This window comes from Thermoactinomyces sp. DSM 45892 (assembly GCF_900107305.1).
Classification (GTDB): domain Bacteria; phylum Bacillota; class Bacilli; order Thermoactinomycetales; family Thermoactinomycetaceae; genus Baia.
This window is the reverse complement of record NZ_FNPL01000027.1, coordinates 1-16548: the sequence shown is the minus strand read 5'-3', so window position 1 is coordinate 16548 and position 16548 is coordinate 1. Positions and strand designations below refer to the sequence as shown.

Annotated in this window: 17 protein-coding genes; 14 read left to right on the top strand and 3 right to left on the bottom strand. The window is 40.8% G+C overall.

The annotated features are described in order from the left end of the window. Positions 1–266 precede the first annotated feature (266 nt). Positions 267–680: a hypothetical protein gene (locus BLU58_RS15685; protein WP_093293767.1), complete on the top strand. Its 414-nt coding sequence runs from the start codon at positions 267–269 to the stop codon at positions 678–680. Positions 681–870: 190 nt separating this feature from the next. On the opposite strand, the gene BLU58_RS17070 is transcribed toward BLU58_RS15685, so the two are convergent. Then, positions 871–1002, bottom strand: coding sequence for a hypothetical protein (locus BLU58_RS17070; RefSeq protein WP_255404755.1), 132 nt, complete (start codon positions 1000–1002; stop codon positions 871–873). A gap of 378 nt (positions 1003–1380) precedes the next feature. Here BLU58_RS17070 and BLU58_RS15680 point away from each other — a divergent pair, with 378 nt between their 5' ends. From BLU58_RS15680 to BLU58_RS15670, 3 genes are read left to right on the top strand one after another with little or no spacing between them, the layout of a single operon-like run. Then, on the top strand, positions 1381–1815 hold the full coding sequence (locus tag BLU58_RS15680; protein ID WP_176786722.1) for a DUF86 domain-containing protein: 435 nt from the start codon (positions 1381–1383) through the stop codon (positions 1813–1815). Between the two features lie 38 nt (positions 1816–1853). Continuing rightward, positions 1854–2624 carry a TIGR01457 family HAD-type hydrolase gene (locus BLU58_RS15675; protein ID WP_093293762.1) on the top strand — a complete coding sequence of 257 codons (771 nt, stop codon included), beginning with the start codon at positions 1854–1856 and terminating at the stop codon, positions 2622–2624. A gap of 19 nt (positions 2625–2643) precedes the next feature. Next, on the top strand, positions 2644–3621 hold the full coding sequence (locus tag BLU58_RS15670; RefSeq protein ID WP_093293760.1) for an MBL fold metallo-hydrolase: 978 nt from the start codon (positions 2644–2646) through the stop codon (positions 3619–3621). Between the two features lie 45 nt (positions 3622–3666). Here the strand turns inward: BLU58_RS15670 and BLU58_RS15665 are convergent, their stop codons facing one another. Further along, entirely contained in the window at positions 3667–4167 is a 501-nt protein-coding gene (locus tag BLU58_RS15665; protein WP_093293757.1) for a phosphatidylglycerophosphatase A family protein, read from the bottom strand. Positions 4168–4252: 85 nt separating this feature from the next. On the opposite strand from BLU58_RS15665, the gene BLU58_RS15660 reads away from it, so the two are divergent. From BLU58_RS15660 to opp4C, 10 genes are all read left to right on the top strand, one after another. Then, positions 4253–5035, top strand: a complete 783-nt coding sequence (locus tag BLU58_RS15660; RefSeq protein ID WP_093293755.1) for an SDR family oxidoreductase — start codon at positions 4253–4255, stop codon at positions 5033–5035. A 66-nt stretch (positions 5036–5101) separates the two neighbouring features. Then, the gene (locus BLU58_RS15655; protein ID WP_093293752.1) at positions 5102–6199 is read left to right on the top strand and encodes a protein kinase family protein; all 1098 of its coding nucleotides are present in this window, start codon (positions 5102–5104) and stop codon (positions 6197–6199) included. Between the two features lie 114 nt (positions 6200–6313). Beyond that, positions 6314–8197, top strand: coding sequence for an OPT family oligopeptide transporter (locus BLU58_RS15650; protein ID WP_093293750.1), 1884 nt, complete (start codon positions 6314–6316; stop codon positions 8195–8197). Positions 8198–8221: 24 nt separating this feature from the next. Next, positions 8222–8581 carry a PqqD family protein gene (locus BLU58_RS15645; protein WP_093293748.1) on the top strand — a complete coding sequence of 120 codons (360 nt, stop codon included), beginning with the start codon at positions 8222–8224 and terminating at the stop codon, positions 8579–8581. Positions 8582–8765: 184 nt separating this feature from the next. Beyond that, entirely contained in the window at positions 8766–10412 is a 1647-nt protein-coding gene (locus BLU58_RS15640) for a peptide ABC transporter substrate-binding protein (RefSeq protein ID WP_176786721.1), read from the top strand. Between the two features lie 320 nt (positions 10413–10732). Beyond that, positions 10733–11725 carry an ABC transporter ATP-binding protein gene (locus tag BLU58_RS15635; protein WP_255404754.1) on the top strand — a complete coding sequence of 331 codons (993 nt, stop codon included), beginning with the start codon at positions 10733–10735 and terminating at the stop codon, positions 11723–11725. After that, positions 11718–12686 (top strand): ABC transporter ATP-binding protein, encoded by a 969-nt coding sequence (locus tag BLU58_RS15630; RefSeq protein WP_093293741.1) that lies wholly within the window; start codon positions 11718–11720, stop codon positions 12684–12686. Before BLU58_RS15635 ends, BLU58_RS15630 begins: the two co-directional genes overlap by 8 nt. A gap of 90 nt (positions 12687–12776) precedes the next feature. Next, the gene (locus BLU58_RS15625; protein ID WP_093293738.1) at positions 12777–14450 is read left to right on the top strand and encodes an ABC transporter substrate-binding protein; all 1674 of its coding nucleotides are present in this window, start codon (positions 12777–12779) and stop codon (positions 14448–14450) included. Between the two features lie 82 nt (positions 14451–14532). Beyond that, a complete protein-coding gene (locus tag BLU58_RS15620) occupies positions 14533–15495 on the top strand; it encodes an ABC transporter permease (protein ID WP_093293737.1) in 963 nt (320 codons plus the stop codon). Positions 15496–15507: 12 nt separating this feature from the next. Beyond that, entirely contained in the window at positions 15508–16413 is a 906-nt protein-coding gene (gene opp4C, locus BLU58_RS15615) for an oligopeptide ABC transporter permease (protein WP_072333330.1), read from the top strand. Between the two features lie 72 nt (positions 16414–16485). Here the strand turns inward: opp4C and BLU58_RS17340 are convergent. Then, the coding region (locus BLU58_RS17340) for an integrase core domain-containing protein (RefSeq protein WP_369813716.1) at positions 16486–16548 on the bottom strand (63 nt) is incomplete at its 5' end.

Below are 16548 nucleotides of genomic sequence, written 5' to 3'. Positions count from 1 at the left end.
TTCCAGTAGATAAAGAAAGTGCAATCGGAATTGATTTAGGGCTAAAGCACTTTGCCATCCTTACGAATGGCAATAAAATCAATGCTCCCAAGTATATCAATGCATCTAAAAATATTTTGCAAGAAGGTTTGAGACTTCTCGCCGTAGGGACTACGGTGTAAGCTTGGTAAATTTCCTTGGGTTACCAAGGATTACCCAAGAATCCCCCACCTCTTAGTGTTTTTAAGCGTAGGTGGTGGGAGTATTCAATACTAGGAGGTGTTCCTATGAAAAAAGTACTATTTATACTTAGTTTAGCACTTGTTGTTTTGTTTGGAGCAAATGAAATCGTAAGAGCAAATGAATTTAATTGGACTTACTTTGAGACAGAAGATGGCAAATGGGATGGGCGCCCAATCGTTACCACAAAATCGAAGAGGGATGTTGAGGTTAATTTGGGAGCAAAGGATGGTCGGGGGCCGATTACAGTGGGCGGGATGTCAGTCGATGGTAAGACGCTGAAAGTCCGACTATGTAACACTGAAACAGGTGCTTGTACGTCTAATCATCACTTCGCCGGTTCAGAGGACTGCTACGCAACGGTCTTCGATGGGATGAAACCGGGGACGTACAGAATTGATATTACAGACGGCTCTGCTTCCTATCGTGTGAGGGGATATGTTAGAGGAGCAAGCTATTGATTGAAAAACCACCAGTGGTAGATTCCTGCGAACACCCGTCTTAGCAGGCTCTACCCGCAGTTCCTGCGAAAACAAAGCTGTCATTGATATGCTTCTACCTTAGCTTGGTTGGGCAGATAGAAAAAGCATCTCTAGACAGTGAATGCTAGGGATGCTTTTTTTTAATTGATGTGCTATGCTCCACTTCTTTTTACCGAATGTGACGATTTATCATGAGTTCGATAAATTCTTGAGAGTGCATCACATTTAGCGTTTTCTTTGGCTTGTGAATCATGAAGTCCGTACATTCAAGAAAGGACTTTAGTTTTGTTAAGAAAGTCACAAAAATTCCTCCTTATGTTGTTTGTAATGGTTACTTGGAAGAGATAAGGGGCTGTAGGTAAACACGATTTGTTTCATTTAGATCACCTCATGAAAGAATGAATTGTTTTAACACACATTGTGTGTAGTTCCCTCATTTAAATATCAAAAACATATTAGAAAATTATGTTAAATAAGAATGATGTAAACTGATTTATTCTCAGTCTCTGTAATCAGATTGACCCTGCTAGTGATCAGTCTTTGAATCATGCAGAACATCTTATATTAAATTTATATGTATATTTTGTACTTCGTAAAGTTGCGTGGTTCCTAGTGTGGTTTCGATGTGACTGGATCGTTTATAATGGAATTGATAAGAGTGAACAAGGAAAGGGATACTATGTTATACAAACTAAACATCTCAAGAATTCAAGAGCAATTAGACATGTTGCGCGCCTGTCATTCGATGGCTTCAGAGTTACAAATCGGGAGCCAAGGCATGATAGAACGCTTTGCATTAGAGCGGGCGGCCCATCTAGCAGTAGAATGCATGATTGATGTAGGGAATACGATCATTGATGACTTTATTATGCGTGATCCAGGTGGCTATCTTGATATTGTAGATATCATGGAAGATGAACAAGTGATCGAGTCATCAGTCGGTTCTGTATGGAAGCAATGGATTTTATTACGTGATCGCTTAGTACGGCATTATACCGAAGTTCAGATAGATGAGCTTGCGGCTTTTACCGAGCAATACCAAGTAATGATTCAATTTGACCACCAAGTTCAAATGTTCTTGCGGATAGAGAGAGAAAAAGGAAATATTGAATAGTATCATGGCAGAAGGTTAGTTGGATAGGAGTAATTAGGATGAATCAGAAGCGTTATGAAGGGTATTTGATTGACTTAGATGGTACGTTATACCGAGGAATTGAGGTCATTCCGGGGGCTGTCCACTTTATGAAACGATTAGTGGAGCAAAATATCCCCTATCTGTATCTAACGAATAACTCCTCTCGTCTTCCTGAGCAAGTTGCGAAGTATCTAAGGAGCTTTGGGCTTCCTGCCACACCGGAACAAGTGTATACATCAGCTATGGCAACAGCACAGTATGTGCAGAAGAATCATCCAGAGTCGAAGGTGTTTGTAGTAGGAGAAGAGGGCCTACGTCATGCGCTGAAAGAAGTTGGGATGACTGTGGTAGATCATGAGCCAGATGTAGTGGTGGCCGGAATCGATCGCTCTTTTGATTATGAGAAATGTAAACGAGCCAGTCTAGCCATTCAAGCTGGCGCTGCCTATATTGCGACGAATGTGGACCGGGTTTTACCCACTGAAGAGGGGTATCTTCCGGGTAGTGGGACGATTAATATCGCGATCTCGCATGCCAGTAATACGAAGCCTGTTGTAATCGGAAAGCCAGAAACGATTATTTTGCAATATGCGCTGGAGCTTCTGGGAATCAAAGCGGATGAGACCTTGATTGTGGGCGATAATCTGGAGACGGATATCTTGACGGGTGTACGTGGTGGCGTAGATACATTGATGGTCACAACGGGTGTTCATACGAGACTGGATGTAGAGAAATACAATATAACCCCCACTTTTGTAGTGGATCATTTAGATAAATGGGAGATTTAGAGAAATAGGAGGGAATCCATTGTTGAATCGTTGGGAAGATATTGTGGAAGTGCCATTGCCGTTGCCTTTTGCTTTAAAAGAGATCAAGGCGTACTTATTTATGGGGGGAAATGGCGTTACGATCGTGGATACGGGGTTAAATATCGAGCAAGACTTTACCGTGTGGGAGTCGGTGATGAAGGAGCTAGGAATCACTTGGAAAGATGTAGAGAAGATCGTCCTCACTCATTACCATCCAGACCACTACGGGTTAGCTGGGAGGATCCAACAATTAGCAGGTGGGATCCCTGTTTACATCTCGCAAGTTGATTTTCAGCAAGCTCAGCTTTTTTGGGATCGGGATAGCAAGATGGCACAAGATCTCGCTAGTGCGTTTAGACGGCATGGCTTAGATGAAAGCGTGGTAAAGCAAATTCCGAAACATCTAGCTAGTTTTATTCCATGGATCGAACCGCATCCAACCCCAACCTTTCTTCGTGCGGGTTCGAAAATTCAATTAGGCGATCGTACATATAAAGTGATCCATACACCGGGACACGCAGATGGTCATCTTAGTTTCTATGATCCAGAGCGTGAATGGCTAATTGGTGGGGATTTCTTACTCCCTCGCATCACACCTAATATTAGTATGTGGCCTAATTGTGATAAGAACCCTCTTCAATCCTATTTGAAAACACTTGAGAAAATGGCATCACTGCCTGTAAAGAGGGTTTTTTCTTCCCATGGTCCTATATTTGAAAATTATCAAGAACGAATTGAACAAATTCGGCATCATCACGAGAGCAGATTAAAACATATGCAAGACTTTGTTGAGACAGCGGGGCGTGTTTCGGCTACTGAAGTATGTGATCATATTTTTGGTAAGGACTTGTCAATTCATAATATTCGTTTTGCACTATCTGAAACATTGGCCCATTTGGAATACCTACGAAACAATCAACAGATAGAAGTAGAAAGTGCAGGGAAACGGTACTTTTATGTTCCGTTTCGACAGTAGCAAATGGAAAGGTCATCTCGTATGTAAGGAGATGACCTTTACCCATTACTGCTGTCGATTGTGAGCGATTCGAGAGGCCGCTGCAGCTGCAATGGCACCAGCCAAATCATCGAGAAACGTATGAATCTCACCATCTGTCCTACTATTTAATTTGGCTAAGATTCCTGGCTTTACCCGATCAATATAGCCGTAATTCGTTAAACCGATGCTTCCATAAACATTTAAAATCGCTATCGACAATACTTCATCAATGCCATACAAACTTTCATCCCGCACGATCATATCTTGTAATGGTTCAATCAAACTACCTGATTCTGCTAAAATATCTAGCTGAATTCCGGTTAAAACCGCATTTTGTACTTCTCTTTTTTCTAGTACTTTTTCTACGTTTACAAGACATTCTTCTAGCGTTAGGTCTGGAAAAAAGTCTTTCTGTAAATATAATGTGAGTTCGGCTATCTGGGATTCATTGATTCCACGTCGATGAATCCATTCAATGGTTGTTTGATGAACGTCTTTTGTCGAAGCTGAGACTGATTGATTCATATATCACACTCCATTTTCTCTTCAATTGATAGGTTTACCGAAGATGTGGGAATTATGTTAATTAGGAAGGAAAGGCGGACCATACATGAAAACATTACTCATTACAGGTGGTAATAAAGGGATCGGGAGAATGATATCCAAGGTTATGGCGGAATCTGGATGGAGTGTTGCGATTGCTGCGAGATCGTATGATCAAGGGGTTTTCTATGCAAATGAGCTATCTGATCAGACGGGTCAAAAAGTTTGTTTTTATCAAGCAGATGTAACAAGTCGTCAGGAAATTAGATCATTGGTACAAGAAGTAAAAAAGGATTTTGGCGGGGTTCATGCTTTGGTACATGCTGTTGGCCCCTTTTTACGAGAGAGAAAATTATTTACCGACCATTCTGCGGAGGAGATAGAGGAATTAATTCAAGGAAATTTTATGAGTAGCTTATGGTTGACGCATGAAATGATCCCGATGATGAGAGAAGAACTATTTGGTCGGCTGATTTATTTTGGATTTGGTCGCGTTTCAGAGGCTCCTGCGTGGCCAGATAGATCCGTGTATGCAGCAGCGAAAACAGGTTTGGTTTCATTTATGAAAAGTATTGCTGTTGAGGAAGCTGTATATGGGATCACTGCCAATATGGTAAGTCCTGGAGATATTATTGGAGAATATAAAGAGATGACACGTGAGCAAGTAACCAACATCTTTGATGAAGAGACGCCGCGTGGTCGGCCCGGTTCGGGGGAAGATGTAGCGAGGATCGTACATTTTTTACTACAAGAACCATCGGATTTTATTACGGGTAGTGTGTTAAATGCGACGGGAGGGCTTGATGTGATCCATCCACGCTCTAAAAAGCAAATTACTTCCATTCAGTAAGCACAGACTACGATTCTTTACATACAATATGGGCATAAGTGAATGAAGAAGTAGGGGTGAAGGTATATGCTTTCACAGGATTCAAAAGAGGTATCAGAGCAGCTTGACCAGTGGACAGGAGAGATTCATTTAACCCAATTACTTGAATATCACTATGGTTTTAAGGTGCTCTCAGCCCGGCCCGTATCGGGTGTTATCTATCTGGAGACAGATCAAGGCTCATATGGATGTAAACGTATTAAGAAAAGCGAACTAGATAGTTATAAACTGCTGATCCAAGTAGCCCCATGGATGGAGTCACTGCCTGACCGCGTTATGGAAATGCCGATGCCACTTAGCTCTATAAAAAATAAAAAACATGTCCTAACAGGATTTGCTCGGAATTACGTGATTTATCCTTGGATTCACGGGGAAAGCATATCTTGGGATCAGGAACAAGATTGGTTAGATGCTACGGTACAATTGGCTTCTTTTCATAAACAGAGCGCGGAATGGGAGCCAGAGACGAAGAAAAAAATAAAGTGGATGGACTCATCCGAGACTCAAAAAGAAGAAGCACATAAACACGAAATCTATACCCTTGCCGCCAAATGGACAGAGATACCGAATCAAGTAGATCTTGCTTTATCACGAATGGGAACCTACTACCAAAGTTTGCTGGAATCGATTCAAGAATATGATGAAAAGATTGCAGGCCAAGTAGTTCGGGAACAAAGTAGGGTAAATGGGAAGCTTTGTCATAGTAACTGTTCGCGGAAGAATTGGATTCGAGATGAGGATCATAGGGCCCAGCTAGTTGATTGGAATCAACTAAGCTATCAGGTACGAACGAAAGATGTGGGTGATTGGCTGCTGACTGCGTATCGTTCTACCGGAAGTAAAGAGCTAATTACCCGAATTATCAAGCAATACGATCAAGTTCATCCCATTGAAGAAGAAGAGCATGCTTTGATTTATTCAAGGCTCATTTACCCAGATCACTATTTATTTGAGTGCAAGCAGATTTTTGAAGAACAGATTTACTTTGAAACGACGGCATGTAAAAAGTTAACGGAAGCAAAAGAGATTACAAGTAAAAAAATTGCCTTTGCAAGTTGGTATGTTGAGATGATGAAACAGGAATTTAATAAAAAGGTACCGACACTTTATTGGGTACATTTATAAATATATGTTGTTATACAAGAACAGTATCCTAATGATGAAGGATGCTGTTTTTATATTTTATCAATAAATGGGCAATGTAAGGATACATAGAAAAAAGAAGGTAGGAGATTTTCTTTGAAGCGCGAATCAAAATTTGTTCCCTATATACCTGCTTCGCGTTCTCTGCCTGAGATCACAATTGTATCCGTTATATTAGGAGTTGTATTGGCAATTGTTTTCGGTGCAGCTAACGCATATCTAGGACTAAAGATAGGACTTACTGTCACTGCCTCGATTCCTGCGGCCGTGATTTCGATGGCGATTTTAAGAGGAATATTCCGTCGAGAATCGATTTTAGAAAATAATATCGTTCAAACGATGACCACTGCGGGTGAGGCAGTCGCAGCTGGAGCGATCTTTACCATCCCAGCCTTGTATCTTATGAAGTTAACCCCTTCGCAGGGAATGGTTGCATTTATAGCGTTAACAGGAGGATTCTTAGGCGTTTTCATGATGATCCCATTACGCCGACTGTTGATTGTAAATGAACATGAAACTCTCCCCTATCCTGAAGGGACTGCTTGTGCAGAAGTTCTAAAGTCCGGCGAGCAAGGTGGAAGTAGCGCAGCCTTAATCTTTGCGGGATTTGCGATCGGTGGGCTTGTAAAGGTGTTTGATGGGCTTCGTTGGATCAAAAATTCGGTCGGAACCGCTATTGCTGGTTATAAGGGTGCTACTGTCGGGATGGATGTGATGCCTTCTTTATTAGGAGTCGGCTACATTATAGGACCCCGCATTGCAGGTCAGATGATGGCAGGTGGTTTGTTTGCATCCGTTGTTTTTATCCCGATGATTTCTTTTTTTACTACAGGGAGTCCTACTTCGTTCTTCCCAGCTATTGAGCCGATTAGTACGATCGATGCTGGTGGGATCTATTCAAACTACATTCGGTATATTGGTGCAGGAGCAGTAGCCACAGGTGGATTAATCACCTTGCTTAAGACACTCCCGCTACTCATTAAATCGGTAAGAGATACGATCGTCAGTCTTCGTACCCAGGATCAACAGGGTACCTTAGAACGTACGGACCAGGATCTTTCATACAAATATATTGGGATTGGTGTATTGGTTTTAATATTGATCATTGCTTTTACTCCTGTAACCAATGTAGGCGTTCTAGGTGCGATTGCCATTGCAATCTTTGGATTCTTATTTGTAGCAGTGGCCTCTCGAATTGTTGGGATCGTGGGAAGCTCTTCTATGCCTGTATCGGGAATGACGATTGCTACTTTGTTAATCGTGACCATTTTATACAAAGCTACAGGTTTTTCTGGAACAGAAGGTAGTGTAGCGGCGTTAGTTGTAGCGGCTATTGTCTGTGTAGCTATAGCAGTCGCTGGTGATATCTCGCAAGATTTGAAGACAGGCTATCTAGTAGGTGGAACCCCTTGGAAACAACAGATTGCGATGATGATCGGGGTGCTTGCGAGTGGATTATTGATTGGGTATGTATTAACTTTATTTGATTCCACTTATGGGTTAGGTGGAACCGAGTTACCCGCGGTTAAGGCTGTATTAATGCGCATCATCGTGGAAGGAATTATGGGTGGAAATCTACCATGGGACCTTATTTTTATGGGTATTGGCCTAGCGATTACGATCGAATTTTTAGGATTGAACTCGTTAACGGTTGCAGTTGGTTTTTATCTTCCCCTATCGATTAGTTCCCCGATCATGGTAGGTGGGATCATCCGCTGGTTGTCCGAAGCCTTTGCGAAAGATGAAAAGATTCGACGTAGACGGGAAGAAGTAGGAACGTTATTTGCTTCAGGCTTAATAGCAGGGGAAGCCTTGATTAGTGTGGTTATCGCCTTATTAATTGTGCCGAAAGTAATCGATCCTGATAAACCCATTGCCTTCGATAATAACTGGATGCCCATTACCGTGTTCGCATTGTTAGCCATCTCTCTCTTATGGGCAGCTACTCGATTTAGTTCTAAGGAGAAACCTACTACCTAGTATCAACAGAGATAGGAGTTTACTATGTTACACCGTATGAAGAAAACATCTACTCTTAATCTACTTGAGATGAAGCCGTGTTTACGGAGTCATTTTCAGATTGAGAAAAACGAAGAAAACCAGAACTTGTGTAAAGTATTATTGCCTAGATTGAGCTGGATCGAGCGGTTTTCGATTCGCTTTCTAAAACAGCCTTTAGTGATCAAAGTGCAATTAGATTCATTAGGAAGTTTCGTTATCCAACGATGTGAAGGAGTTCGAACCGTTCAGCAGATTAGCGATGATCTATTGAATCACTTTGGAGAAGAAGCGGAACCGATTCTCCCACGACTGGCTAAATTTCTGGAGATGGTAGAAGTGAATGGGTGGATTCACTTTGTGTAGGTTTCATAGGTATTATTGAAATGCGGCTGTAGTCTTGTCTGACATCAGACATCGTCTACAGCCTAAAGTAATAAGAGAAACATCTGAATAAACTAGTTGTTTGATCTATTTGATATTCAAAAAATTTATATTATAATGAAGAAATATGAGCCACCCATTCCAGAACGAAGAGGAGGAAGGCTACATGACACGGTTTAAACGGATCATTCATTACATAGCGAAAATAGGTAAATCAACTTCATATAAAGGGTTTGAGAAACTAAAACAAGCTTTCATCCACAAATGGAGTGAAAAAGAGCCAAGGGAACATTATTACCAGCTAGGTAAGTTAGTCGCGATTTCGATTGTGATTATTTTGGTTTATACCAGCTTCTTTTCTATGGAAAAAGGAGCAGATGATTCTTCTGTTCTAGTGGATGAGCCGAAGATTCCGAATATGTTGCGTATCGTAGAGACGGGAGAACTACGTAATTTAGACAGTGCGTTAGTAAACGATCAAAGCACCCAAAATGTGTTACATAATATCATGGAAGGGCTTATGCGATTAGATAAAGATAGCAAACCAACTTACGGTATGGCTGAAAAAGTAGAAGTGAGTCCTGACTATAAAACCTACATGTTTACGCTTCGAAAAAATGCGAAATGGAGTGATGGTCAACCGGTCACAGCAGAGGACTTTATCTTTGCTTGGACGAGGGCTGTCGATTCTAAAATCTCTAAAAATAGTTATCTATTTCAGAATATAAAAGGCTTTACAGAAGGAAAGATAGAACAAGGAATGATGGCTTCAAATGGTAATAAATTGACGATAACATTGAGTAAGCCAGATCGAAACTTTTTGTCATTGACGACGAATAGCGCTATGTTTCCACAGCGAAAAGATCTATACGAAAAGTATCAAGATGTATTTGGAAGTGACATTCGGACATTGGTCTCTAATGGGCCTTTTCAGTTAGAAACGTTTACATTAAATAAACTAGTAGCAGTGAAAAACAGTAGTTACTGGGATCATCAATCGGTGAAGAGTAACGGTTTCATCATATTTGTTAGCAAGAACAATAGAGATTCAGACAATAAATATGTATCTAATGAAGTGGATTTTATGCAGATGCATAATAAAATGGACGAAGCGACGATCAAAAGTGACATGATAACAGTGCCTAGAACCACCATTTACTACTTGTATGTAAACCCGAAGCTAGATGGAAATACAAAGAAATATTATGCGTATGCTGTTGAGAAGTTAATGGATCAGACTTCATTTGTTAAGAGTAAGAGTATTATGCCTGATCTTACTTATCAAAGAAATGATTTGGCAAAAACAGATGAAAAAGAAAATATCATCAGTCCAACAAAACCCAGTGAAGTTACGTGTATTGACCAACCAGAGGTAAAGAAGGTTTGTGAAGTATTCAAAGAAAAAATGTGTCAGGCTTGTACTACGAACGAAGTACAGGCAAAAGAAATTCGAGAGCAAATGAAGGGACGTGGTTTAGATTTAGTAGTGAATTTATGGAAATCTTACTACTATGACCCGCTCACATTTCTCGATATTTTTACGACCGGTGCTGTAGAAAACACAACAGGTTATACAAATCCAACGTACGATCAATTGGTAGCTCAAGCCCATAAGGAAATCGATGCAGTAAAACAAGCTAGGTTCATAGCGGAGGCGGAATATATTTTGACCTATCAGGATAAATCAGTGATTCCGCTGTATCAAAGGGTGATTCCTCGACTTCAAAAGCCGTATGTACAAGGTATTGTTTATCATCCATACGGTCCAGAGTATTCTTTGAAATGGATGCAAATAAAGCAACATCCTAAGTAAAATACCAAATTAAATATCTCTTTTTTATAAAAATTTCAACTTACCAAAACTACGAGAATCTAAATAATTAAGTGAAATTTTTTTCTAAAAGATAAGTGAGACCTATTGCAATATAAAAAGAAATCAAATAAAATTTGTTACAATTAGCAGGAGATTTAGTGTTAATCTAATGAAATGTTTTTTCCAGATTCGGGTAAAATCTCCTTATATCATATATTTCATATTATTTATCAGAATAGAAATATAGCATTTTATATTTTGTTATATCTAATTAATTAGATTACATATTTTTTCTTTCTTTTAGAATTGGAGGGATAGGATTGTCGCAGGCTTTACTTCAAATTGAGAATTTAAAAACAGTATTCCAGAATACAAAAAGCGCAATCACGGTTGTCGATGATATTAGTTTCTCGATGAATAAAGGAGAAACGCTTGCTTTAGTAGGAGAATCGGGCTGTGGAAAGAGTATGACCTCCTTATCCATTATGGGTCTATTGCCAGGTACTGGGAAAATTGCACAAGGGAAAATTATGTTTGAGGGAAATGATCTGACTAAGAAGTCAGTTGAAGATATCAGTAAAATTCGCGGAAATAAGATTGCGATGATCTTTCAAGAACCGATGACCTCTCTCAATCCTGTGCTCAAAATCGGGGATCAGATGACAGAAGGATTGATCCTACATCATAAGCTCAGTAAAAAGGAGGCGGAAGCACGCGCGATTGAGCGATTAAATCTAGTGGGTTTTGCTCGTGCCGCAGATATTATGAACGAGTACCCACACCAATTATCTGGTGGTATGCGGCAACGTGTCATGATTGCGATGGCGATGTCCACAGACCCGCAGTTATTGATTGCGGATGAGCCTACTACTGCTCTTGATGTAACGATTCAAGCGCAAGTTCTTGAATTGATGAGGGATGTAAAAGCAGAATTTGAGACCTCGATTCTATTGATTACCCACGATCTGGGTGTAGTAGCTGAGATGGCGGATCGTGTAGTGGTTATGTATGCAGGAAAAGTAGTGGAGGAAGCAAGCGTATTTGATGTTTTTGAGAAATCATCCCATCCTTATACCGAAGGCCTTTTGAAATCTGTTCCCAATTTGGAAGCAGATCAAACAAGACTTTACTCCATTCGTGGAAACGTGCCAACCCCAGAGGAATTTCCTATCGGTTGCCGTTTTGCACCACGTTGTGATAAAGCGATGGATCACTGCTTTGATCATGCACCTGACTTATACCGTATAGGAGATCGCCATCAAGTACGATGCTTCTTGTATCATCCAGAGAAGGGGACGTTCAGCCATGAGTAACCACCTATTAGAAGTAAAGAAATTGAGTAAGTATTTCCCTATTAAGGGTGGTCTCTTCAAACGTAAAGTGGGTGACGTGAAGGCAGTGGACCAAGTTAGTTTCTATGTGAAAAAAGGTGAGACCTTTGGCTTAGTTGGGGAGTCCGGTTGTGGTAAATCGACAACTGGGAGGACGCTTCTACGGTTGATGGAACCAACAGATGGACAAGTCCTTTTTAATGGTATCGATCTTACTACATTAAAAGGTGAGGCTTTGAGAAAAGCTCGTCGTGATTTACAAATGGTGTTCCAAGATCCATATGCCTCGTTAAATCCGCAGATGACCGTAGAACAGCTAATTGAGGAGCCCCTCAATATTCATAACATTGGAGAAAAAAAAGATCGTCAGGATCGTGTGCTTCAGATTATGGATACGGTTGGGTTAAATAAAAACTTTGGTGGTCGTTATCCACATGAATTTTCGGGTGGTCAAAGACAACGGATCGGGATTGCTAGAGCGCTTGCCCTACAACCTAAATTAATTGTGGCGGATGAACCTGTCTCAGCATTAGATGTTTCGATCCAATCGCAAGTTGTAAATTTGATGGAAGATTTGCAACGAGAGTTTGGACTGGCCTATGTTTTTATCGCCCATGATTTAAGTGTGGTCCGTCATATTTCCGATCGTGTGGGAGTAATGTATCTCGGGCGTATGGCAGAGATTGCACCGAAGGAAGAGTTATATACGAAGCCAGCCCATCCGTATACGCAGGCACTCCTTTCGGCTGTACCGATCCCGAATCCACGTCTAAAGCGTGAACGGATTATTTTAAAGGGAGATGTACCGAGTCCGTCTAATCCGCCACAAGGATGTGCATTTCATCCACGTTGTCCAAAAGCATTTGATCGTTGTAAGGTGGAGCGTCCAGAGATGATGCATCTTGGCGGTGAACATTATGTAGCGTGTCACCTCTACGATTAGTAGAACGGAATCTATCAAAGGGGTGATGCCTCGAAGGACTTCGGAGGATTTATATTATTTTTTTCCATTTAATTAGGAGGTTGAAAAAGCATGAAGAAACGTAAAATCGGTATTCTCTCTCTGGCAGTCGTGATGGGCCTTTCCGTATTCGCAACTGCTTGTGGTAGCAAATCTTCCGGCGACGGGGCAAAAAAGAAATCCATTACAGCAACGATGAACAGTACATTTGATGGAAAATTTAACCCCGCACTTTATGATAGTGTGTACGATGCTTATATCCTGGATCAAACATTTGCTTCCCTGTGGAAACAGGATGAGAAATTAGAAACCAGCATCCCTGACTTAGCTGAGTCTTGGAAAGAGTCCGAGAAAAAAGATGGCGTTTCTATCAAATTGCGTAAGGATGCAAAATGGTCAGATGGCAAGCCGCTTACAGTGGATGATGTGATCTTTACATGGAAGTTTATCGCCAACAAAGAATATAGTGGTTCCCGTTTTGAATATGTGGAATCAATCAAAGGTGCAAAAGAGTATCGCGAAGGGAAAGCTCAGGACATCGAAGGGATTAAAAAGGTAGACGACTACAATCTAGAAGTTACCTTCGAGAAGAGCGATGCTCGTGATCTTAGCACCAAGGTGTTTAGCACACCTATGCCAAAACACATTTTCGAGAACAAGCCAGTTAAAACACTTGAGAATGACCCAGCGGTGAAAAAAGCAGAAAATATTGTAACAAGTGGTCCTTTCACTATTAAAGAAATCAAGGCTGGAGAGTTTGTAGTGCTTGAGAAAAACAAAAATTTCTATGGTGCTGCGGAAGGGAAGCCAAAGTTAGATCAAATCGTTTGGAAAGTGCTTCAAGAAGATGTAGCGATTGGGGCGTTAAAAGAAGGAAAAGTGGACATGGTTTCTCGGATTAAGCCTGGAAGTTTTGAAACCATCAAAGGTTTTAAGGATGTTGAGCTTGTAGAAGACACCGATCTTGGATATCAATACCTTGGTTTTAGAACAGACCATCCAAAACTCACAGATAAAAGAGTACGTCGTGCTATCGCATATGCGATCAATCGTGAACAAATGGTAACAGGTCTTTTAAAGGGTCACGGTACATTGCTTAGTACTCCCGTTTCTCCTAAGAGCTGGGCTTACAGCAAGGATCTAGATGCTGAGTATTCCTATGATCCAGGAAAAGCGAAAGCTCTTCTAGCTGAAGCAGGATACAAAGATACAAATGGAGATGGATTTGTAGAAGATCCATCTGGTAAGCCATATGTACTCTCTTTAGAATTTCCTAAAGGAAATCAAGTGCGTGAACAATCGGCTAAGTTGATCCGAGAAGATTTAGAAAAAGCTGGTATCAAAATTGATCTAAAGCAACCGAAAGACTTCGCCGCTCTAGCTGAAGTGGTACAGCAAAAAGCAGATAAAACGATGGAAATGTGGTTGATGGGTTGGACAACTGATGTAGATCCAAACCCTAAAAACATCTATGGCTCTACAGCTGAGTCTAACTACTATCGTTGGAAGAGTCCAGAAAGTGATAAATCAATCGGTGTTTCGATGTACGACCAAAAAGCATTTACGAAAGAAGGTCGTAAAGAATTGATTAAAGATTGGACGAAGATCTTCCAACAAGATTCTCCAGTCGTTCTGTTATACTCTCAAAATATTATCGATGCTTATAACAAGCGTATCACTGGAGTTCAGTACGACTACCGTGGTGCGTTAGGGCATCCAAGTTTTGTGGATTGGGATGTAAAGTAGTCGATATACAGCTTTGAAATGAAAGACGTGTAGTCTGCACGGCTACGCGTCTTTCATTATCATGTAGAGAGAGGTGAAGAGCTTGGTTAAATATGTTACTCGTCGATTACTTGTAACGATTCCAATGATTGTTCTTATTTCCATCATTCTGTTTACCTTGTTGCAATTAGCACCGGGAGATCCGTTAGCTGGTAAACTAGACCAACACACAGATGCCAACTATATTGCTAAACTAAAAGAAGATTTCGGGCTTGATAAACCACCTGTGGAACAGTTTTTCTTTTGGGCTAAAAATTTCCTACAAGGGAATTTTGGAGTCTCATTTGATAAGAAAGTGTTAGTTCAGGATTTACTGAGTGAACGTATAGGGAAGACCGCATTTCTTGGAGTAGTTGCGTTAATTTTTACATATATAATTGCGATACCGCTTGGAATCCTTTCAGCTAATAAACCTTATAGCAAATTGGATTATACCCTTACCAGTGCTTCCTTCATTGGGTTTTCGATGCCATCATTTTTTGCAGGGCTATTATTAATCTATTTATTTGGATTTCAGTTAGGATGGTTTCCGTATAGTGGTTCGGAGACAGAAGCTTCTGGATATGAGGGTTTAGAATATATAATGGATCGATTGCATCACGTTATTTTGCCTGCTATGACGTTAGCGATCATTAATATCGCGCAGTATAATCGTTATGTCAGGGCAAGTGTTCTAGATGCGAAAGCACAGGACTATACGAGAACAGCTCGTTCAAAGGGGCTTTCAGAGAGTAAAGTTTTAAGGAAGCATGTATTGCGCAATGCATTGATTCCCCTCGTTACACTATTTGGAATCGATCTGGGCCTCTTGCTCAGTGGTGCGATCATAACCGAGACTATTTTTGGTTTCCCAGGAGTGGGCCAATTATATATACAGTCCATTACAACTCGGGATTATCCTGTTGTGATGGCGATCACGATGATGACCTCTATGGCGGTTCTCATTGGGAATCTAATTGCAGATATCTTATATGCATTTGTGGATCCACGAATTAAATATGACTAGGAGGTGACTCATATGAAGGTTAGTGTTGAATTGGGAAACAGGAAGAATCTAAAGGAAGAGAAACACGCATCCCCCTTTAAGCTAGGATTTCAAAGATTCCTGCAGAATAAAATGGCATTTGTGGGCTTGATCGTTCTTTCCATTATTGTACTTCTAACCGTTGCTTCTCCTTGGTTAACTACACATAATCCGGAGCTAACAGACCTTACGAGTCAGGATTTACCTCCGAGTGGTGAGCATTTTTTAGGGACTGACTCGATGGGCTATGACATTTATTCTCGCTTGGTTACAGGTGGCCGAGTGTCTCTAGTAGTTGGTTTTTGCACCATGTTTTTTACCGTTGTCATCGGGATTACATTTGGATCGATAGCCGGTTATTTTGGAGGGAAAGTAGACAGTCTCATGATGAGATTTACAGACTTAATGTTGAACTTCCCGTTCCTCGTGTTTGTTCTCTTCTTAATCTCCATTTTTGAGAAGACTACCGTTCCGCTACTGATCACGGCCTTAGCGCTGACATCTTGGCCTACGACGACTCGTCTCGTAAGAGGAATCTTCTTATCACTTCGTGAGATGGAGTATGTACAAAGTGCAAAAGCAATCGGTAATAAAAATTTCCGTATTATTTTTAGGCATATGATGCCGAATGCAATCGCACCGATCATCGTGAATGCAACTCTATTGATGGCGCAGATGATTAGTATCGAAGCAGCATTGAGCTTCCTAGGATTCGGTATTCCTGATCCGACTCCTGCATGGGGAGGCATGCTAAATGATGGCATGGATTATACCATCATGACGGAGCGACCGTGGCAATGGATTCCTGCTGGTGTTCTGATTGTGTTAACCGTATTATCCATTAACTTCATCGGAGATGGTTTGCGGGATGCTTTTGATACAAAATCGACTCGTAGATAGAAAATAAATCGATAAACAAAGAAAAAAGGCTATCTAGTTCTGAAGTGAACCCAAAAAGTTAGACACGAAGATTTAAGCAACCTGTAGGGTATGTGTTCGGTATTGAACCGGACTCATGCCCTTTAGTTTTATCTT

Excerpts from the sequence above, each read along its gene's own strand:
- BLU58_RS15685 (WP_093293767.1), top strand. The coding sequence starts at position 267 with ATGAAAAAAGTACTATTTATACTTAGTTTAGCACTTGTTGTTTTGTTT.
- BLU58_RS15680 (WP_176786722.1), top strand. The coding sequence starts at position 1,381 with ATGTTATACAAACTAAACATCTCAAGAATTCAAGAGCAATTAGACATG.
- BLU58_RS15675 (WP_093293762.1), top strand. The coding sequence starts at position 1,854 with ATGAATCAGAAGCGTTATGAAGGGTATTTGATTGACTTAGATGGTACG.
- BLU58_RS15665 (WP_093293757.1), bottom strand. The coding sequence starts at position 4,167 with ATGAATCAATCAGTCTCAGCTTCGACAAAAGACGTTCATCAAACAACC.
- BLU58_RS15660 (WP_093293755.1), top strand. The coding sequence starts at position 4,253 with ATGAAAACATTACTCATTACAGGTGGTAATAAAGGGATCGGGAGAATG.
- BLU58_RS15655 (WP_093293752.1), top strand. The coding sequence starts at position 5,102 with ATGCTTTCACAGGATTCAAAAGAGGTATCAGAGCAGCTTGACCAGTGG.
- BLU58_RS15645 (WP_093293748.1), top strand. The coding sequence starts at position 8,222 with ATGTTACACCGTATGAAGAAAACATCTACTCTTAATCTACTTGAGATG.
- BLU58_RS15640 (WP_176786721.1), top strand. The coding sequence starts at position 8,766 with ATGACACGGTTTAAACGGATCATTCATTACATAGCGAAAATAGGTAAA.
- BLU58_RS15630 (WP_093293741.1), top strand. The coding sequence starts at position 11,718 with ATGAGTAACCACCTATTAGAAGTAAAGAAATTGAGTAAGTATTTCCCT.
- BLU58_RS15625 (WP_093293738.1), top strand. The coding sequence starts at position 12,777 with ATGAAGAAACGTAAAATCGGTATTCTCTCTCTGGCAGTCGTGATGGGC.
- opp4C (WP_072333330.1), top strand. The coding sequence starts at position 15,508 with ATGAAGGTTAGTGTTGAATTGGGAAACAGGAAGAATCTAAAGGAAGAG.